Raw genomic sequence first — 23,039 nt, 5'->3', positions numbered from 1 at the left:
TAGAAACTATCAAACACGGGACAAGGGAGGAACAACGCTTTGCATTTTGTTCAGACATTAGTAGAAGCGCTGGAATTGTGGAAGAACGAGGACCATAAAGGCGTTACCTTCATTTTGGGAGACCAGAATGAGGTGTTTGTTTCTTATAAAGAATTGTATGAAGAAGCCCTCGGTTATTTATTTGTCCTCCAAAAAAATGGAATCAAGCCTGGTGATGAAGTCGTTTTTCAAATTGAGGATAGTAATCTCCGAATGTTTGTCTGCCTTTTTTGGGGATGCTTACTCGGTGGAATTATCGCTGTGCCTATCTCTGTGGGGGACAACGAAGAGCATCGTCTGAAGCTGTTAAAGGTTTGGAAGACGTTAATCAATCCGTATCTGATTACGACGGACAGCGTCTGGAAACGGCTGGAGGATTTTTTTAGTAAACACAACTACCTGACGGAAATGGAATCATTGAAGGCGAAGTCTTTCCTGCTTGATGAGACCGGGAAAAATGAACAGAAGGGCACCATCTATTATCCTTCTGCTGATCATGTGGCCTTTATTCAATTTTCATCTGGGTCTACAGGAGATCCGAAAGGGGTTACCCTGACGCATGAAAACCTTGTCCATAATGTGCTGGCGATTAATAACAGACTTGGAACGGTTGAGTCTGACTCTTTCCTAAGCTGGATGCCCTTAACTCATGACATGGGGATGATCGGGTTCCATTTATCCCCGTTGTATGCAGGAGTTCAGCATTATTTTATTCATACCTCACTGTTTATCAGGCGGCCTACGCTATGGCTGAAGAAAGTAAGCGAGCACAAGGCGACGATTTCTTCTTCTCCGAACTTTGGGTATAAATATGTGTTGTCCAGGTTTAAACCGGAAGTGGCAGAAGAGTGGGATTTGTCTACACTTCGTACGATTTTAAATGGAGCGGAACCCATTGCTTCTGAATTGATCCATCACTTTTTGGATCAGATGAGCCCATATGGATTAAAGAAAACGAGCATGCTCCCGTGCTATGGATTGGCTGAAGCCTCCGTGGGAGTAACGATACCTGATCAGAATCAGCATGTTACAACGCTTTCTCTGGATCGTCGTTTTATCCAGGTAGGAAAGCCAATCAAGATGACGGATCAAACAAATCCAGAAGCTCTCACACTGGTAGAAGTGGGTTACCCCATCGATTTTTGCGAGGTAAGAATATGTGATGACGAGGATCACGAGCTGCCAAGCGATACTGTTGGCCATATCCAGATTCGAGGGAAGAATGTAACCGCTGGATACTACAACAACCCTGCTGCCACAGCAAATGTAATGACGGCTGATGGATGGCTCAGAACAGGGGATCTAGGTTTTATGCGAAAGGAACGTCTTGTCATTACGGGGCGTGCGAAAGACATCATCTTCGTGAATGGTCAAAACGTTTATCCGCATGATATTGAGCGGATTGCGGAAGAAGTCGAAGGAGTCGAGCTTGGGAAGGTCGTTGCCTGCGGGGTATTCAACGAGAAAAGCAAAGAAGAGGATATTCTTGTGTTTATCCTTCATCGGAAAAGCGTAGACGAGTTCATTGCGCTTTCTAAGAAAGTGAAAACGCATTTGAACGAGCGAACAGGATGGAGAATAAGCGAGGTCTTGCCGATTCAGCGCATCCCCAAAACAACGAGCGGAAAAGTCGAACGATATAGAGTGGCTAGGGAGTATCAGTCTGGAGTATTTCGCGATGTTTCCGAGGAAATGCAACGCCGAATCACCGAAGAGGTAAAAGAGGAGAGAACCAATAAATCACCTCAGTTACGTGAAGAATTAGAAAAACAAATGCTTGGCATTTGCCGCGAGGTGCTTCAAACAGACAGATTGGGACCAAACGACAGTTATTTTGACGTAGGCGTGTCCTCTATGCAGTTGACCCAGTTAGCAGGGCGGATAGAAGAAGAGATGGGGATCACGTTGGCGGTAACAGATTTGTTTGCCTATCCGACTATCTCCAAGCTTTCTCGCAGTCTCTTCCACGACGATCAAGCGCCTGATCGCATAAAAGAGACAGATACGAGCCAACAGAAACAAAAGGATATCGCTATTATCGGGATTTCTTGCAAGTTCCCGCAGGCTCAGGATGTGGATCAATTTTGGCAAAACATCCGGGAAGGAAAGGATTGTATTCATGAGCTTCATGGTCAGAGACGAAAGGACACAGAACAATATGTATCGCTGGTAAGAGGCGAGCAGGGCAATCCTAGCCTTGTGGAGGGTGGTTATTTAGAGGAGATCGATAAGTTTGACTATTCGTTCTTCTCGATCACCCCCAAAGAAGCCAAGCTAATGGACCCCAACCAAAGGCTGTTCCTAGAAAATGCTTGGAATACGCTAGAAGATGCAGGCTATGGCGGGCACAAGCTTTCAGGGGAAAAAGTAGGGGTGTATGTCGGATTTTCCAAGTTAGGATATGATTACGAACGCCTCTTGTCAGTGGTAAGTCCCAAAGATTTGCCCTCTTATGCAGTAGGCAACCTTCCTTCCATTATTGCAAGCCGCATTTCGCACTTGCTTGATTTGCGCGGCCCTGCTGTCACTGTGGATACAGCCTGCTCTTCTTCCTTGGTTGCGGTTCATATGGCGTGCAAGGCTATCCAAAACGGTGATTGTGAGATGGCATTGGCAGGTGGAGTCAAAACCATTCTGCTGGCGCTGAAGGCTGGAATTGGAATGGAATCCTCTGACAACCGTTCAAGGGCGTTTGATGATCAATCTGATGGAACGGGTTGGGGCGAAGGCGTAGCTACTGTTCTGTTAAAGCCTTTGGAAAAAGCCATCGAGGACGGGGATCACATCTATGCCGTGATTAAGGGAAGCGCTGTTAATCAAGACGGCGTTACAGTCGGGATTACCGCACCGAACTCACAGGCCCAGGCAGAATTGATCGTAGACGCTTGGGAGGATGCACAAGTCGACCCGGAAACGATTAGCTATATAGAGGCGCATGGAACGGGCACAAAGCTGGGGGACCCCGTTGAGCTGGACGGAATTCAGAGAGCATTCCGCCAATATACACAGAAAAAACAGTTTTGTGGAATCGGCACTGTCAAAGCGAATATTGGGCATTTATATGAAGCAGCGGGAATCGCTGGCTTGATTAAGGCTGCTTTGCAGTTAAAACACAAAGAGCTGCCGGCCCTCGTCCATTTCCAGAAACCGAATCGGAATTTCGCATTTGAAAAGTCGCCAGTCTATGTGCAAAACAGACTGGAAAAATGGGAAACAGATGGACATCCGAGGAGATGCGGGGTTAGCTCGTTTGGGTTTAGCGGGACCAATAGCCACGTTATCTTGGAAGAGTATGTGCCGGTTAATGAAACGGAGATGACAGTCTCAGATGAGGTGCAAGTGTTTACCTTGTCGACCAAATCCGAGTCAGCCCTTCAACGTCTGATTCAGAAATACCGGGAGTTTCTTGCTACCTGCGGACCGCTTTCTCTGTCTGATTTATGCTATACGGCAAATACCGGGAGAGAAACGCTTCCCTATCGGATTGCACTCATTTTGCATAGTCGCAGCGATTTCGAACAAAAGCTCGACCGATTGGCGGTCCGGCTTGAAAGTGATCGAGATGTTTTTGTTTACTCACCTGGTAAAAAGCGCGTTCCAGAAGAAACCGTTCATCTGTTGAGTCAATCCGCTCGGGATGTGCAGGAAAAGTACCGCATGGCGAGTACAGAAATGAAGTATTCGTATGCAACGACATTATGCGATTTGTATGTACAGGGAGCTACGGTTGACTGGGATGAGTTCTACAGAGATGGCAAAAAGAGAAGAAAAATGCCATTGCCGGTTTATCCTTTCGATCAGCTTCGCTCTTGGATTACAGATGATGTGATCAGCATCATTCCAGAACAGATGAATACTATTAGCGGAAACAGAGGTGCTACTGTGTCAGAGATAGGAACTGCGCCAATCGCAAAAGTTCTGAAAGAGTTGGTTCATCATGCTTCAGGTTTTGCTGTAGATGAAATTGATCCATCCCTTCATTTTCTGGAGCTAGGCTTGGATTCTATTATGCTCGTACAAATCAATCGAGAAATTCAAGAAAAGTTTGGAGTGGTCATTCCGGCCCAGGAGTTGTTTGAAACCATTACCAGCGTTGATAAGCTAGCAGCGCACATCGCTCTGGAGCTATCCAGTAGCCCGGCTGTGGCTTCAGCCAAACAAATGGAATGGATGACAATCGAGCAACCGAAAGCAAACGTAGTTGTGGAACAGAATGACGTTCACAATAGTCAACAATCAGAGCCGAGCGAACAAACCATGAAATTGCCAGTCTCGAGAAGCACAGGGGCCGTTGAAACCATTATCGAAAAGCAGATTTCGCTCTTGTCTGAGCACCAAAACCAAATGGCATCGTTGTTACAAAAGCAATTGGAGCTGTTGAATCAAGAACAAAGCTATGTACCAAAGCAACAAGCTGAATCTGTGCCTGTTGCTCCCGTGAGCAAGAAACCTGAAGTAAAACCGCCCGTCAAGGTGAAGGAAGAGGAACGCCAGAAGCCATTTATACCGTATCAGCCACTGATGATCGGTGAACGAGGCAATTTTACACCGACACAAAGAGAGTATCTGAACGCATTCATTCAAAGCTATACGGAAAAGACAAAGCACTCCAAGAAGTATACGCAAGAGCACCGATTTGTCCATGCCAACAATCGGAATGTGTCTGGATTCCGTTCGTATTGGAAGGAAATGGTCTATCCGATCATTACACAAGCATCAGCTGGTTCAAAAATGTGGGATCTGGATGGGAATGAATATGTCGATCTGACGATGGGTTTCGGTGTAAACCTGCTCGGTCATAATCCCGCATTTATCATGAAAAAGCTGGAGGAGCAGATTCAATCTGATCTGCCTCCGCTGGGTCCTATGTCGGATGTAGCTGGAAGGGTAGCAGAATTAATCAGCGAGCTTACCGGAGTAGAGCGTGTCGCCTTTTACAATTCGGGGACAGAAGCAGTAATGGTGGCACTGCGCTTGGCTAGAGCTGTTACAGGCCGCTCAAAAATCGCATTATTTTCCGGCTCCTATCACGGTACTTTTGACGGCATTCTGACTGTCGCTGATCCTGAGTCTCAGGACGGGAAGGCCATACCGATGGCACCAGGTATTACTCAGCATACGGTGGATGACGTGCTGGTCTTAAACTACAACCATCCAAAATCAATCGAGCTGATCAAAAAACATGCACATGAACTGGCAGCAGTATTAGTCGAGCCTGTTCAAAGCCGCCGTCCAGATCTGCAGCCAGTGGAATTCTTGAAGGAAGTCAGAGAGATTACAAGACAATCAGGCACTGCCCTTATTTTTGACGAAATCATTACGGGATTCCGCATACATCTTGGTGGCGCACAGGCGTGGTATGGAATAGAAGCAGACCTCGTTACGTATGGAAAAGTTCCGGGTGGTGGCATGCCGATCGGTGTTGTAGCCGGTAAAGCTGCGTTCATGGATGCAGTAGACGGGGGAACCTGGAATTTTGGGGATCATTCTTACCCGGTAAATGCCGAGAAAAAGACGTTTGTGGGCGGAACGTTTTGCACGCATCCACTGACGATGCATGCTGCGATCGCTACTCTTGAATATTTGAAGGAACAGGGGCCGAAGCTTCAGGAAGCGCTGACTCAAAAGACCCTCTACTTGGTAGAAACACTTAACGCGTATTTTAAGAACGAACAGATTCCCATCCAGATGATTAATTGCGGTTCCTTGTTCCGCTTCGTATCGTTTACCGATATAGAATTGTTCTTCTATCATCTGATTAGCAAGGGCATTTATATTTGGGAGGGCAGAAATTGCTTCCTTTCCACTGCTCATACTGATGAGGATATCGAGAGATTGATCCATGCGGTGAAGGAAAGTATTGATGATCTGAGGCGAGGAGGTTTTTTGCCGGAGCCACCCCCAACTTCTCCGAGTGGAGGACGCAAACAAAATCAAGTCGTCGAAATGACAAACTTTACGAGACGAGATGGACAGAAGCCAGAGGCAATGCTTGTGGAAAGTGTGGGGGAACAACTGAAGCTCCCTCTTAGCCCTGAACAGAAACAAATGTGGTTTGCAGTCAAATATCGCGTGGAAGCATCTGCAGCTTTTAACGAGACGATCTCCCTTCAGGTGGAGGGTGTGCTTGATATCCCTGTGTTTGAGCAGGCTGTCCAAACTATGGTGGATCGTCATGAAGCGTTGCGAACCATCATTGATTCCAATGGAGAGTATCAAGTGGTACTGCCCAAGAGGGACATACGTGTTCGATTCGTGGATTTGAGCCACCTTTCATACGGGGAACAGGAAGAAAAAAGGAATCAGCTGTTGGATGAACAAACAGGCACACCATTTGAACTGTCTTCTGAGGACCCCCTGTATCGGGTAAGTGTCATCAAGCTGGCTCCCGCCAAATTCCTAACCTCCTACACCTTCCATCATATGATTGCGGATGGATGGTCCATGGCTGTTTTTATAAAAGAGCTGGATGATATCTACTCGGCCCTTACACAGAAACGACCTATATCGCTCGAGCCTTCTACACCGTTTTCTACGTACCGAAATTGGCAAGAAGATCAGATGCAGAATCCAGCGTTTCAGGACGCACTCGCATACTGGAACGAAAAATTCGCAGATCCAATCCCCAAGCTCGTTTTTCCTTTAGAGCAACGAGAAACGGGAAAACCATCTTTTACAGGCGAGCGAATTACCTTCAAGATCGATAGCAGCATCACAAGGAAGGCAAGAAAGAGAAGCATTCAAAACAAGAACAGTCTGTTTATTACCTTACTGGCTTCTTTTAACCTCTTCCTTCATCGCATTCTTGGAAATAGAAAAATGGTTGTTGCGATTCCTACTGCGGGTCAATCCCATATTGGCAAAGTGTCCTTGATCGGAAACTGCGTTAATCTTTTGCCGATTTGCACGGAAATTGACGGCAATGATACGGCTGCGGATTATTTGTCCCGGGTGAAACAGGCGGTTGCGGAGATGGAAAAGCATCAAGCCTACTCCTTTGCAGCATTAGCTGAGAATTTACCGCCTCAAAACTTGCCAGAGCTTTCTGTGTTGTTCAATATGGATCGACCGCTTCATAACCTGACTTTTGCTCAAATGAAGGCTACGCTGTTGCCCAATCGAATCATTTACAGCAAGTACGATCTTTTTGTCAACGTGACAGAAGTGGGCGGAGAGCTTGTTGTTGATGTGGATGCACGAAGCGGGGTAGTAACCACGGAGATTCTTCGCCAGTGGGGCGTCTACTTTGCCAATCTTTTGCATCGTATTGCAGAAGACGATCAGGAAAAAATTCATGCACTTTCGCTTTTACAGCCCGACGAGATGGAAACAATGATACGCGAATCCAGTGGCAACCTGACCAAATATGCAGCGGAATGGGCAGAACTTTTGCAGGATGTGCCAGATGATCGAGTAGGACGAGCTTCCCTCTATGTCCTGGATCAGTATCAGCAATTAGCCCCTGTGGGTGCGGTCGGACAGGTGTATCTGGCTGATGGGGGATTCGAACAGGCAGACCCGTCTCATTGGCGGCGAACAACGAAATCTGCTGTTCCACTAGGAAATGGAGAAATCCAAATCATCCAGTCATCCGATCGACTTGCAGTAAGCACGAGAGACAGAGAAATAGAGCCGGCTGGTTCGGCGACCGAAGAGACCATCAGGGTGATTTGGCAAGAAATCTTGGGAAGTTCCCCGATGTATCTGGATGATAACTTTTTTGAACAAGGCGGGAACTCCTTACAAGCGACTGTCATGCTCAGCAGAATCTACAAGGAATGCCATGTGCAAATTCCTTTGCATCAAATTTTTCAATCGCAGACGATACGTGAATTAGCCAAATATGTAGACTCGTCAAAGCACCAAGCTTTTACACCCATTCGCTCATGCGAGTTGCAGCCATACTATAAGGCTTCTTCCGCACAGAAAAGAATGTACATCCTCCAAGGTCTGGATGGAGGAACCGCCTATAACCTATCCGGCTACTTACAATTGGATGGGGAACTGGAACTTGATCGTCTGATTCACTCTTTGCAACAGGTTGTGCAAAGGCACGAGTCTTTCCGGACCAACTTTGTCATCAGAGATAATGAAGTTGTGCAAGTTTTACATGACGATTTGCTATTGGATATTGAGGTCGAACAATTGTCCGAAGAGGATGTAAATGAGGCGATTCGTACCTTTATCCAGCCATTTGATCTCAGCAAAGCACCGCTTATTCGGGCGAAAATCTTCCAAGTGTCAGCCAAACGCTTCATTGTGGCTGTGGACATGCATCACATTATTTCGGACGGCTATTCGGTCTCTCTGTTTATCCGTGAGCTGCTCCATACGTATAGAGGAGAATCACTGCCCAAGCTCAGCGTGACATATAAAGATTTCGTGGCATGGGAGCAAGAGAGGGAGCAGTCAGAAGAGCTCTTGGCTCAAAAGGAGTACTGGCTTAAGCAATTTGGCCAAGGAGAACTCCCGGTATTAAAGCTTCCTATTGATTACCAAAGACCGCCGGTTCAATCCTTTGAAGGTGACCGCTTGACGATGGGGATCGGTGAGGAAGTCAGGAAACAGTTGCTCCAATTGGCTAGGGAAACTGACACGACCTTGTATATGGTCTTGCTTGCTGCTTACAATGTACTTCTTTATCGATACACGGGGCAGGAGGAGCTGATTGTCGGTTCTGCTGTGGCGGGAAGACAACACCCTGATTTGGAACGAATGATGGGCATGTTTGTAAATACGTTAGCTATCCGAAACTATCCAACAGGAAGCAAGACCTTTACGGATTTCCTGAAAGAAGTGAAAAATCAAGCCATACGTGCCTTTGAAAACCAGGAGTACCCGTTTGAAAAACTGGTTGATGCTCTTCAACTTAACAAAGATTTGAGCCGCAATCCTCTATTTGATACCATGTTTGATTACCATTATGAGTCCTTTGACGACGTGGCTTCAGACGATTTCAAAGTCACGACGTATGAATATCCAAAAGGTGTGTCCCTCTTTGATCTCAGTCTTGATGTCCATGACGATGGGACAACGCTCACTTGCCAATTTGATTACAGCACTCATTTGTTTAAACGCGATACGGTTGAGCGAATGGCCAATCACTTTGCCAAGATTCTTCACTCCATTCTGCAATCGAATGAGAGTTGCCTAGCTGATTTGGAGTATTTGTCCAGCGAAGACGTCAAGCAGGTTGTTGCCGACTTTAATCAAGCGAGAAAGCAAATACCCGCTCCTCTCCATCCAACGTTCTATGAATGGTTTGAGGCAGAAGCAATACGACATGCAGAGCAAGTCGCTGTTTCTTACGGGGAAGAGCAGATCAGCTATCAGGAACTGAATGCGAAAGCGAACCGCTTGGCACGGACTCTGCGTGATCAGGGTGTAAAACCAAACAGCTGCGTTGCGATTTTGGCAGAACGCTCGATTAACATGGTCGTCGCTGTTCTGGCAGTCATGAAGGCGGGTGGTGCCTATGTTCCGATTGATCCTCAGTATCCGAAGGACCGCATTTCGTTCATGCTGGAAGACAGTCAGGCAAAGGTCATGCTGGTCAATCAAAATGGGCAGAGCGGAGTAGAGTTCAGCGGCGCCATTATCGATCTGGACGCAGAGGCCAGTTACAGGGAGGATTCGTCCAATCTCGACGCCATCTCCGGACCGAGCGATCTCGCTTATATCATTTATACATCCGGCACTACTGGCAAACCCAAAGGGGTCATGATCGAGCATCGCAATCTGGTGAGTGTAGCCAATACATGGCGGTACGAGTACGAACTAGAACAGATGAATGTGAATCTCTTGCAGATGGCGAGTTTCTCTTTTGACGTGTTTGCAGGGGATTTGTGCAGGGCCTTGCTGCATGGTGGGCATTTGGTGATTTGTCCCAGTGATGTAAGGATTGATCTTCCGGCTCTTTATCAGTGGTTGACCCGGTATGAAATTTCCTTGTTTGAATCAACACCTGCTCTTGTTCTTCCTTTTATGGAGTACATTTATCAAAATGGATTGCCGCTCACTCATCTGAAACTGCTGATTCTTGGTTCGGATACATGCCAAAGCGAAGCGTTTGTCCGTTTGGTCGAGCGTTTCGGGCAGATCAAAATCATCAATAGCTATGGAGTCACGGAGGCTGCTATTGATTCCAGCTACTTCGAAATGGCTGGCGATACCGAAATGACAACCGGAAATGTTCCGATCGGAAAACCGCTGCAAAACACAGAATTTTATGTGTTGGATTCACAATTGCGACCACAGCCGGTAGGCGTGTACGGTGAACTATATATCGGGGGAGCAGGTGTTGCGCGGGGTTATCTGAACCGAGAGGAATTAACCCGTGAGCGCTTCATCCAAAATCCTTTCCGTCCTGGTGAGACCATGTATAAGACCGGCGATATTGTGCGCTGGATGGCAGATGGAAATATGGAGTTTGTTGGTCGTTCGGACTACCAATTGAAGATTCGTGGATACCGTGTGGAGCTGGGCGAAGTCGAAAATCAGCTGCTACGGCATGAAAAGGTTCGTAATGCCATTGTGCTCCCGAAGACAAAGGGAGATGAATCCGTTGTATTATGCGCTTATTACACGACGGATGAGGAAGCAAGTGCGTCCGAAATCAAGGGCTTTTTAGCCGATTCCCTGCCTGAGTTCATGGTGCCAACCTTTATCATCCAATTGGCAGAGTTGCCTGTTACGCCAAACGGCAAAATCGATCGTAATGCCTTGCCTGAACCGGATCTTTCTAAGCTGGTTTCTGAGGAATACGTAGAGCCTGCGACAGAAAATGAAAGAAAACTTGCGGGAATATGGCAAGAGGTCTTGGGGATCGAACGAGTGGGCGTTCTGGATCGATTCTTTGAAATCGGTGGACATTCTCTGCATGCTGCCATTCTTCTTGCCAAAGTAAATAAGGAGTGGCAGGTAGAAATTCCGCTGCGAGCCGTTTTCCAAAATCCTACCGTCAGAAGTTTTGCCCACGTCATTTCTGAATCGACACAGGCAGAAAAGCCTTTGATTCAGGCCGTTGGAGAACAAGAGAATTATGAGCTCTCTCCTTCGCAAAAAAGGATTTTTACGGTTCAATCACTCGATGAAACGAGTGTGGCCTATAACATGGCAGGCGCTCTGGTACTTTCCGGGCAGCTGGATTCTGCGGCCTTGGAAAACGCATTCCAGTCTCTCATCCAAAGGCATGAGGCGTTCCGTACGTCCTTTGACTACGTAAATGGTGAGCCTAAACAATTTGTCCATGACTCTGTCCGTTTTGCCATCGATCATGCTCGAGCAGAGGACAGTCCTGAGAGTATAGAAAATCTCATTCGGACGTTCATTCAACCATTCGAACTGAGTCTGGCTCCATTATTGCGCGTCAAGCTGGTCAAGCTGATGGAGGACAAGCATTTGCTCCTGATTGACATGCACCACATCATAGCAGATGGAACATCGGTGAGCATTGTGATTGATGAGTTGAATCAACTGTATAACGGGCGAAATCCAGAACCACTCACCGTTCAATACAAGGACTATTCGGCTTGGTTGAAACAGATCAAGACGACGGGTCAGTCGCATAAGCAGGAGAAGTTCTGGATAGATGAATTCAACGGGGAACTACCTGTCATGAATCTGCCTACGGACTATCAGCGACCGCAGTTCCAAAGCTTTGAAGGGGGTACGGTCGAAAGCGAGATTAAGGCGGATGTATCCCGCAGATTGCACGACTTGGCGAAGGAAGCAAACGTAACGGTCTTTTCGATTCTATTGGCAGCGTACAACGTTTTGCTGTCCAAATATACCGGACAAGAGGACATTGTCGTAGGGACTCCAGTGGCAGGACGTAACCACACCGATATTCAAAATGTAGTGGGGATGTTTGTAAATACGCTTGCACTGCGAAATTATCCAACAGGCACCAAAACGTTCCGCGAGTTTGTCCAAGAGCTAAGTGAGAAGTCACTACTGGCGTTTGAACATCAGGATTATCCATTGGAAGACCTGGTAGAAAAGCTTCAAGTTCGACGCGACCCAAGCAGGAATCCGTTGTTTGACACCATGTTCTCCTATGACAATGTGGCAGACACGGCATTTGACTGGAACATGGTAGAGGTCAGTCTTTATCCATTCCAAACGAAAATATCCAAGCTAGACATCGTCATGAATGTCGAGACGAGAAATGAAAGCTTTTTTGTGGAGTGCGAATATAGCACCAGTCTGTTTAAGCATGAAACGATGGAGCGTTTTATCAGCCATTTTACCAATGTACTGCGGCAGGTAGCTGCGAACATGGATATTCTTGTGGGCGAGATTGACCTCATGTCTCCGGAAGAAGTGCAGTTTTTGGAGAAGCTCAGTAATGATACGAAGCGGGAGTATCCTGTGGTACAACCGATCCATGTTGCCATCGAGGAATCAGCCAGACTTTATCCAAATCGAATCGCCGTTTCCTATCAAGGCTCGACAATCACTTACCAACAATTGAACGAGAAAGCCAATGCAGTCGCTTCTGATCTGCTGAAACGCGGTATAGGAAAAGGCAAGTATGTACCTGTGCTTATGGAAAGAAGTCTGGAATTGGTCGTATCGTTATTGGGTGTAATGAAGACGGGAGCAGCGTTTTCACCACTGGACATTCAGTGGCCTGTCGATCGACTCCAGTCTGTTATTGCCGAGCTGGGTAGCGAGTTCGTATACGTAGAATCTGACCATTCCTTTACGGAAACGGATTTGGGAGCGAATTTGGTCGCGATTGATCTGGGGCACCTGACAACGGAAGCCGAAAATCTGAATCTGTCCGTATCGCTGGAAGACCCCATCTATGTCATTTTTACTTCTGGTTCAACAGGCAAACCAAAAGGAGTCGTCGTACCGCATAGAGGGATCGTCAACCGTTTCCTCTGGATGGATGATTACTTTGGACTGGACGCAGCGCAATCTGTCCTTCAGACCACCAACCATGTATACGACAGTGCCATTTGGCAATTCTTCTGGCCGCTGACCAATGGCGGAAAAACGGTCTTGCCTACTACAGGGATGACAGTCTCGGCTGATTACATGGCTGGAATCATTGAAGACGAACAAATTACCTTAACTGATTTCGTCCCATCTGTCTTTAATGTGATCGTAAATCAGTTAGCTGAAAACCTCGAACTGCAGGGCAAATTACAATCGCTCAAAAAGATCATTATCGGCGGCGAGGAAATTGTTCCGTCCGCGGTTTCCAAATTCCTGAAAATATTCCAGTTTGTATCACCGACGAATTTGTATGGCCCGACAGAAGCCAGTATCGGATGCATTGCCTACCAAATTACGGGAGAGGAAGATCGTATTCCGATTGGAAAACCGATATTCAACACGAAAATCCTTCTTCTCGATGCGTACGGAAAGCGAGTGCCGATAGGTGTCCCTGGAGAAATCTTCATCTCAGGCATGCCGCTTGGATTAGGTTATTTGCATAACGAGCAGCTAACGAGACAAAGTTTTGTCGATAATCCATACGCGGAACCCGGCTATGAAAAAATGTATAAGACAGGAGATTTGGCTGTCTATTTACCAGATGGAAACATCCACTTCCTGGGGAGAAAGGATTTCCAGATCAAAATCAGGGGATACCGAATCGAGCCAGGGGAAATTGAAAGCAAGCTGCTTTCGCTAGAACAGGTAAAAGAAGCAATCGTTATCGCCAGAGAAGAGGAAAATGGAAGCAAGTACTTATGCGCGTATATTGTGACAGAGCATGAGCTTGCGGCTGACGAGTGGAGGGACTTGCTCGCTAAAGATTTGCCCGATTACATGATCCCGGCTTTCTTCGTTCGACTAGACGCTATGCCGATTACCGCTGTCGGAAAAGTGGATCGGAAAAAACTCCCTCTTCCTGATCGCTCTCTCTTGGTGGAGGAACACATCGTCGAGCCGTCCGATGATCAAGAACAAATCATGGTCACCATCTGGAAGGATGTACTGGGACTTGCGCAAGTAAGCGTGACACACAACTTCTTTGAGCTTGGGGGAGACTCCATTAAAGCTCTTCAGATGATAGCGAGATTGAGGAGTCATGGGTATGAGCTCCGATTGAAAGACTTGTTCCAAAACCCGCGTATTCGCAGTGCAGTAAGATATCTCCAGCCGCTGACCAGACAAATTGATCAAGGACCTGTAATGGGAACCGTAGCGTTGACACCAATCCAGATGAACTTCTTTGAACAAAACCATCAGAACCCTCATCATTACAATCAATCTGTCATGTTGTTCAGAGAAGCTGGCTTCGATCCAAAGCTGGTTCAACAAGCATTTACGAAGCTGATTGAGCATCATGATGCTTTGCGAATGAAATTCCAAATGAATGAGTCGGACATTGTCCAGGAACATCGGAAACTGGACGAGTGCCTGGTTCCCATAATGATCAGGGAGTTTTCGGCTCAAAACGTAGAGGAGATAGAGCAAGCAGCGCAGCTCATACAGGAAGGGATCGATTTGACGGATACTGCGTTGGTAAATCTCGGCCTTTTCCGAACAGATGCAGGAGATCACTTGCTAATCGTGATTCATCATCTCGTTGTCGATGGTGTCTCATGGCGGATTCTACTAGAAGATTTCCATACGGTGTATGACTCCTTGCTGCAGGAAGAAGAGCCTGCTTTGCCTATGAAAACCGATTCCTATCAAACATGGTCAGAAGAATTGCAAAAATATGCGCGGGGAAGCGAGATTCAACAAGAAATCGGATATTGGAAGCAGGTCGAGGAAATGCCATTCTCTCCTCTGGCAAAGGCGGAAAAGATCGAAGCACCGCTTATGCAAGATACAACAGATGTCACCATCGAGCTTGATGAAGCCTACACAGAAAAGCTGCTGAAGCAGAGCCACCAGGCTTATAACACGGAAGTGAATGATTTGTTGCTTACGGCGTTAGGTTTGGCGGTAAAAGAGTGGGCGGGGATAGATCATGTACTCGTCAATCTGGAGGGACACGGCAGAGAAGAGATCGTGAAGGACATCGATGTTTCACGCACCGTCGGATGGTTTACAGCCCAGTATCCATTTGTACTGGATATGAGCCGATCGGAATCCGTTGGCTACCAGATCAAAATGGTGAAAGACAACCTGCGACGTGTGCCGAACAAAGGTGTTGGATACAGTATTTTGCAGTATCTGTCCGCGAGACAAACCGAAGTTCCGTTAACGTTCCAGGTAAAGCCCGAGATCAGTTTTAACTACTTGGGACAGTTTGATACAGACTTGGAATCTGGCAGCATAACGACTTCCACCCTTTCAACGGGCCGAGAAATCAGTCCGACCGCCATTCGATCCTTTGCGCTTGATGTGAATGGAATGGTGGTGAATCGCAAGCTGACACTTACTTTTACGTATCATCGTGAAGAGTTTGAAGAAGGAACCATTCAGCGCCTCGTGGATGCCTACCGAGATAAGATCGTAGAAATTATTACGCACTGCTTATCGAAAGAGTCAGTAGAGCAAAGCCCAACAGATTTCACATACGATGAGCTGTCCATTGAGGAATTAGATCATCTTTCCCAACTGCTGGGTGAAAAAATTCAATGATAGATGGTGATGAGGTTTGAATGGTGTTCAGATAAAAAATATATACCGCTTGACACCTATGCAAGAAGGCATGCTGTATCACTTTATCCTTCATCCTGAATCAGAGGTTCACTTCGAACAAACGGTGATTACGATGGAGGAGTCGTTGCGGCTTGATCTCCTTGATCAGAGCTTTCGCGACCTCGTCGAAAGATTCGATATCCTGCGAACAGTCTTTCACTATAAAGAAAGTAAAAAGCCTCTGCAAATCGTGTTGAAGCAAAGAGAAGCAGCTATTCAGATCGAGGACATCTCTGACCTGACCCAGGATGAACAAGAAGCATTTGTGGAGCAATTTCTTGTAAGGGATCGGGGCAAGAGATTTGATCTGGAAAAGGATCTGTTGTTTCGGATGACCGTTATGAAATTGAGTGAATCGAAATACAAGATGGTGTGGAGCTTCCACCATATTATTATGGATGGCTGGTGCTTGGGGATTGTCGCAAAAGACTTTTTCCATATCTATCGCTCTTATCTTCAAAATAAGAAGGCTGAGCTGGCTCCACCGTATTCCTTCAGTAGCTATGTCACTTGGCTTGGCAAGCAAAATAAACAAGAAGGGCTCTCGTTCTGGCGAGATAGCTTGGATGGATTTGATCAGCAATCTCCTTTACCGGTTGAATACATTTCAACCGGTAAGGGGTACCAACGAGAAGCGATCGTGTTCCGCATTGATCGGGAAACGACTGCCCGTTTGGAGCAAATAGCGAGATCAAATGATGTGACACTGAGCATCGTCTTTCATTCCCTCTGGGGATTGTTGCTGCAACGATACAATTATGCCAATGATGTTGTCTTCGGATCAGTCGTTTCAGGACGTCCCACTGAGCTCGTTGGCGTGGAAGAAATGGTTGGGTTGTTTGTCAATACGATCCCAATGCGGATTCGCAGTGAAGGCAAACAGACATTTTCGGAGTTACTCGGGCAGGTGCAACAATTCTTCACAGCCACAAGTAGCTACCAATACTTGTCTCTGGCGGATATTCAGTCCGAAACCGCATTAAAACAAAACCTGATTCAGCATCTCATGGTCTTTGAAAACTATCCATTGACGGAGGAGGCATTCGACGAAGATGGAAAAGGCGGCTTATTCGGAATCACGGATGTCCAAGGATATGAGCAAACCAGCTACGACTTCAACTTGTGCATTATTCCCGGAAAGGAATTAGAAATTCACTTTATCTATAATGCACTTGCTTACAGCGATGCCTACCTGCATAAAGTACGAGCGCATTTGAATCAATTGATCCAAAGTGTCGTCCGTAACCCCGACCAGCCGATTGCAAAAATGCAAATGATCACGGACGAGGAGCAGGCACTCATTCTCCAGCAATGGAATGACACGGAGATGCTGGTTGATCAATCGCGAACCATTGACCAGCTGTTTAAGGAACAGGTCAAAAAGGGACCGGATCACATTGCCGTGGTCGATCAGGAAGGCACCTACACGTATCAGGAATTAGATGACAAATCAGATGCGCTGGCCTACGTACTGCGTGAGAAAGGCGTACAACCAGGCAGCATTGTTGGTGTGATGGTAGAGCGCTCTACTGCTTACAGCCTCGCCATCTTGGCCGTTTTAAAAGCGGGCGGTGCCTTTCTCCCAATTAGCACCGACCATCCGAGCGAACGGATCAGCTATATGATCGAAGATAGCGGGGCTAGCATTGTTTTGGTCCATAATCCGACTGCAGCGTATGCAGAGCGTGTTCTCCCTGCAGCAACGTTGATCAATCTTGATGATAGGATCGTTTACAACGATGTTTCACTACAGACCCTTCATCGTTCCAGTGACCTGGCCTACGTCATTTATACATCTGGGTCAACGGGGAAGCCAAAGGGGGTAAGGCTGCATCACGTCGGAATCGCCAACCTCCAGCAGTTTTTCATCAACGATCTCGGTATCACGCAAAAGGACAAGGTGTTGCAGTTTGCCAGCATCTCCTTTGATGCCTCTGTCTGGGAGTTTACGATGGGGGTATTGACGGGGGCGAGATTGGTTATTGTTTCAAAGGATGTCGTACTCGATCCGCATGCTTTCAGTGAGTATCTGCTACGGCATGAAGTAACAGTCGCGACGCTTCCGCCTACCTTTGTGACGTATTTGGAGCCGGAACATTTCCCGAAATTGAAAACGTTAATCACCGCAGGTTCCGCGGCAAACTGGGAGCTCGTCCATAAATGGAGCGCGCATTGCCGATACATCAATGCATACGGTCCGACCGAAACAACGATTTGTGCAACGACGTGGACGTATGAAGGGCAAGAGAGGCTGCCGCAGCAAGTGCCAATCGGAAAGCCCATTGCCAACACAAAAGTATACGTGCTGGATGCGCACGGTCATTTGCAGCCCCAGGGAATTCCTGGTGAGTTGGCTATCGCGGGCATTAGCGTCGCTGATGGCTACATCAATCGCGAGGAATTGACGAACGAGAAATTTGTGGCAGATCCGTTTATTGCTGGTTCGAGGCTCTACAAGACGGGAGATATGGTGAAATGGCTTGCGGATGGAAGTCTGGAATATTTGGGGCGAATGGACAACCAGGTCAAGATACGTGGTTTTCGTATCGAGCTTGATGAGGTTGAAAACGTGATCCTATCCCAGGCAGGAGTGAAGGAAGCGGTCGTGTTGGCCAAAAAAGAGCAGGGGGGAGATGCCTGCCTGATCGCTTATCTGGTATGGGAGCAGCCTGAGTGGAACAGAGATTTGCGTCAGGAGCTTTTGGCCACCCTTCCGGCCTATATGGTACCAACGTATATCCACATCCTTGAGAGAATGCCTGTAACACCGAACGGAAAAATAGATCGGAAAGCATTACCTGAGCCTGTCATGATCCGGGAGGCAAATAAGCATCTGAATCCACCGGTTACAGAGCAGGAGATTAGGCTGGCGGAAATCTGGAAAGAAGTGCTCGACCTACAGGAAATCAGTGTGGATGACCATTTTTATGATCTGGGCGGGCATTCTATCAAAGCAATCCAACTGGTAGCGCGACTTCATAAGGAAGGAATAGAAGTAAAGATTCAAACGATCTTCCAATACGATACAGTCAGAGCGCTAGCAGGATATTTAGATACAATAAACCGGATTCGCACCACAAAAGCGCAAGATAAAAAAGAGCTGGAAACCTTGATCTACGCGCATTTTCAAGTACGAAGCAACTATGTAGAGGTGCCCTTCGGCAGCAAGCACCGAGCTGTTCTGTACGTGGAGGAAAATGCGCGGGACCAACACCAAGAAATACTGTCCTTATTGCGTAGGTCTTGTGATCCTGCGATTCAGCCGCACGCCATTCAATATCTGGATCTCTCGCAAAAAGCATGGGAAAAAGAGAAGAATCATTTCCAAGAGGCTACACTTGATGAGAAGGAAACCCTGTCATGGCAGGAGCGCCTCGTCAACGACCTCGATCAGAAGCTCCTTCAGTATTCGGAGGCGATCGTTAATCAGCAGACTTTTATCAGACAGCCGATGTCACCTTCACAGCGCTATCATGTACAGGAAAAGGACATTTCTGGAACAGTGATTCGCTTTGAGCGGATGATCGATCCTAAGACACTGGAAAAGGCCTTTCTTGACATCCTGGAGCGGCATCATTTACTTCGATGCACGCTGGCTTTTGAGGAAGAAGAGCCATATTGGAAAGAGTATCCTTGCCCAAGTGAAATTGCGCTTCCTGTTGTTGATGTATCGGGCGGGTCGGATGAAAGAAAAGAAGCGGTGCGTCATCTTTTGCTGAGCGAGTATTTTTACAAGCAGCATGATTCGATCGGTTCCTTGTCTTACAAAGTGATCTTGCTGAAAGAGAGCGAGAAAGAGTACTCGTTCATATTCCCGGCATCGCATCTCATTTTTGATTTTATTAGCAGTGAGGTTCTGCAAAACGACATGAACCTGTATTACGAAGCGTTGGAGAATGGTACAGACCTCTCGGGAAATGATCGGAATACGTATTGGGATTTCGTCCGGCAAATTACCAAAGGTCCAGTTGGTATCGAAGATCAGCAGATCATGGAGGAATTTGACCTTCACGCATTTGAGAATAGTCTTTTGTCCATAGAAAGACAGCTTCCATCTTCATCTGCTTTGGACGGATACACGATTGTTACCTGCGAACTGGATATGGACAACCCGCAGGAGACAGAAAATGCGCGGATTCCGATTGCTCTTTTAGCAAGATTTTGTGAAAGAAGTTATGGAGTCCACAAGGCACCCATCTTCCTCATGAACTTTGGCAGATCCTTTATGGGGAACCATTTCTTCGATGTGCTTGGCGAGTGCATCGATCATATTCCGCTTCATATTGATCCAGCGTGGAGTCTGGATGAGGTGGAAACGTATGTGAAAGTCCGGTTGGATCTCGCAAAGGAAGGGAACATCCATTTCACCAATCTCGTGCAAAATCCTGATGTAACGGAAAACTATCCTCTTTCCAATCACTCACTCATCCGATCCATGCAGATGACACCTATTATTTGCAACTTTCTGGGTGAGCAGAACAAGAGTCAACCGAGTGAATACGATCACCTGTTTATAAAGAAACGTATTCTCTTTGAGGCCTCCTATACATCCATGGGCAAAATGACTATTTTTATGGCTTTGCCATATCGCGAGGATGAAAGGAAGCTGCGAGTGATCTTGGAGGAGGAAGCAAAAAAATTGATAGGAATGCCTCTAGTCATACGCTAAGAGTCGCCTAGGCATCGTATTGGAAATCGGCAGATGGATTCCGCTCTATTCCGGATTTATTGTCCGTGAGGCGTAGCGGGTTCATCTTGCCGAAATAGATATTCACCTAGAGGGATTACTATTCAGGGAGGTTAAGATGGGCAACCAAACATACGGATACGGATTAAATATTTTTCTCTTTTCTTTTACTCGTTTCATTACAGAATTAGGTAGCGGTGTCTACAAATTTGCTCTTGCCCTGTACATTGCGGATGTGACGGGTTCTTCCGCTGCATTTGCAACTGTTTTGGGCTTTTCGTATTTGCCAGGGGTGCTGATTAATATTTTTGCAGGCGCCTATATTGATAGACACAACAAGAAAACAATCATGGTTGTCACCGAGCTACTCAGCGGTGCGCTCGTTCTCTTGTTTTTACTGTTTTTCCTTCAGTTTCCCACAAATCTATGGTTGTTTGTCGGGTACGCTTTCTTGATCAGTACCATTCAGGCTTTTACGTATCTCGCTTTGCAAGCATCCATTCCTGAGCTGGTAGACGAGGATAGAGTAGGAAGTATGAACTCTATTTATCAAGCGATCAGTGCCATTCTCAATGTAGCAGGTCCTTTGGTAGGGGCGGTAGCCTATGGTTTACTGGGGATGGAAATGATTTTGCTGATTGATGGCCTTTCTTTTATCGGGGCAGGGATCATGCAGATGTTCCTCCGTTTCCGCAAGACCGAGGCAGTACAGGAGACAACGCAAAGCTATACAGACACCATCAAGGAAGTCTTCCAATATATCCGAGAACAGGTTGTGATCAAGTACTTGTTCCTGATTTTCCTTGTGCTCAACTTTATTTTCCCTCCGCTCATGTATGTGGGGCTGCTGCATATTGCCTATCGAGTTGAAAAAGTATCGATGGAGCAATTCTCCTTTATTCAGTCCTCCTGGTTTATCGGGATCATTATCGGAGCGGCTGTTGTCTCTATGAAAAAGGTGAGCAAATATGTGGAGAATAAAATCTTCCTTTTGATTCAATTGCAAGGGCTTCTTTTGCTGACGTGGGTATTTCCGATTTTTGTTCCGGAAACGAGTAACGCCTCTTGGATCATCACTGGCGTATTTGTCTCGATTCTATTAGTCTCGGCAATTTTCAACTCCATGGGGAACATCCCGATCTTTACTTTTGTTCAATTGAACACGCCTGAGCATTTGCGTGCCAGCATGTTTGGGGTGGTCGGTACTTTTACCGGAGTGGCCGTACCGTTTGGGATCTGGTTGTACGGTATTTTACTGGAGGCCGTTCACTGGACGTATCTTGTGTTGGCATCGGGTGCCATCATTTTCGTGATCGCCTTGATCGCTCATCTGAATAAGCAAGTGAGTCAATACTTTAAGAAAAAAGAAGAACAGGTGGTTGCAACAGACAAGTCTGCTTGAGCAAGGTCGCTATAACTATAGAGAGAATATGATGTCAGTTTCATTCAAAAAGACAATGACAAAACTACTGGAGGACTCTACGTGAAGAGTATGCACTACGTCGTTTTGACCGTTGTACTGATGTTCATCACGGGATGTGGAGTGGAAACGAAACAGGAAACGGAGCAAGCCAAACAAAAAATCGTGCAGGTGCACACCGTAAAACAGACGGATTCCTTGCCGATACCACTTACTGCTTTCGTTGAATACAAACAGGAGAGCCATTTAGCCTTTGGGGCTTCTGGTACGATTGAACGAATGAACGTAAGAAAAGGGGCAAAGGTGACACAGGGCCAGGTATTAAGTTCATTAAATACGAACTATTATCAAAAAGGGCTGGAAGCGGCACAAAGCCAGGTTCAAAGTGCATCTGCGTTGCGTTCAAAAACGTTGCAAGGAGCAAGCGCCGATCTCATCAGCAAACAACGCTTGGCAGTAGACAGCCAGGAAAAGCGCATGAAGGATGCGCAACGGAAATGGGAGACAGCCCAGGAGCTGTTTAAGGGCGGCGCTATTTCACAGAGTGAGCTGGACAGTGCGCAGTCGGAAAAAGAGCAAATCGAGATATCGCTACAAGAGGCGCGAATTACGTTGGATAAGTTACTAAAGGGTGCGGAAGTCAACGAGATTGCCAGTGCAGATGCCGATTTGAAACAAGCGGCCAGTCAAGTAGAGCTCGCAAAGAAAACCCTTCAAGAAACGCAACTCGTCGCCCCGTTTAGCGGTACGGTCATCGATGTGACCCAAAAGGCAGGCAGTCTTGCCCAGCCAGGTGAAAGTATCATTCACCTGGTTGATAGCTCGGAAGTGAAGCTGAAGGTCGATGTCCCATTGGATGTGATGGAAAACTACAAGCAAGGGGACACGGTGCCTGTGGCAGTGGAGGGAAAGGGCAAAAGTACAGGGACCATTACCTTTATCTCCCCCGTTCTTAACCAGGAAACGGGAAAGTATCTGGTAGAGATAGCTGTTTCCAATAAAGACAACGTGTTGATCGAGGGGATGGTCGCGACTGTAGAGATGTCACGCAAAGTGAACGGAATGCTCGTTCCCGTCCAAAGCGTGGGCATTAAGGAAACACAGCGCTTCGTCATGGTTGTCGAGAATGGTGTAATCAAGAGACGCGACGTGGAAGTGGGGCAAATTTTTGGCAATAACGTCGAGATTCTATCGGGTCTTCAGTCAGGCAATCAAATCCTAATCTCCGGCATCACGTACTACGCCGAAGGAGAAGTCGTAACGGTGAAAGGGGAGTAA

General features: G+C 46.8%; 4 protein-coding genes. All 4 read left to right on the top strand.

From position 1 onward, the window contains the following. Positions 1 to 39 precede the first annotated feature (39 nt). Positions 40 to 15,594 carry an amino acid adenylation domain-containing protein gene (locus ACKKE8_RS17375; RefSeq protein WP_409174179.1) on the top strand — a complete coding sequence of 5,185 codons (15,555 nt, stop codon included), beginning with the start codon at positions 40 to 42 and terminating at the stop codon, positions 15,592 to 15,594. A gap of 16 nt (positions 15,595 to 15,610) precedes the next feature. Next, positions 15,611 to 20,323 carry an amino acid adenylation domain-containing protein gene (locus ACKKE8_RS17370; protein ID WP_409174178.1) on the top strand — a complete coding sequence of 1,571 codons (4,713 nt, stop codon included), beginning with the start codon at positions 15,611 to 15,613 and terminating at the stop codon, positions 20,321 to 20,323. Between the two features lie 136 nt (positions 20,324 to 20,459). Further along, positions 20,460 to 21,743, top strand: a complete 1,284-nt coding sequence (locus tag ACKKE8_RS17365; protein ID WP_409174177.1) for an MFS transporter — start codon at positions 20,460 to 20,462, stop codon at positions 21,741 to 21,743. A 90-nt stretch (positions 21,744 to 21,833) separates the two neighbouring features. Further along, entirely contained in the window at positions 21,834 to 23,039 is a 1,206-nt protein-coding gene (locus tag ACKKE8_RS17360; RefSeq protein ID WP_409179152.1) for an efflux RND transporter periplasmic adaptor subunit, read from the top strand.

The sequence above is a fragment of the Brevibacillus fortis genome (assembly GCF_046196545.1).
GTDB classification, from domain to species: Bacteria; Bacillota; Bacilli; order Brevibacillales; family Brevibacillaceae; genus Brevibacillus; species Brevibacillus fortis_A.
This window is presented reverse-complemented; position numbering and strand designations above follow the sequence as displayed.

What these genes read in the sequence shown, in the direction of transcription:
- ACKKE8_RS17365 (WP_409174177.1), top strand. Translation starts at nt 20,460, where the DNA reads ATGGGCAACCAAACATACGGATACGGATTAAATATTTTTCTCTTTTCT.
- ACKKE8_RS17360 (WP_409179152.1), top strand. Translation starts at nt 21,834, where the DNA reads ATGCACTACGTCGTTTTGACCGTTGTACTGATGTTCATCACGGGATGT.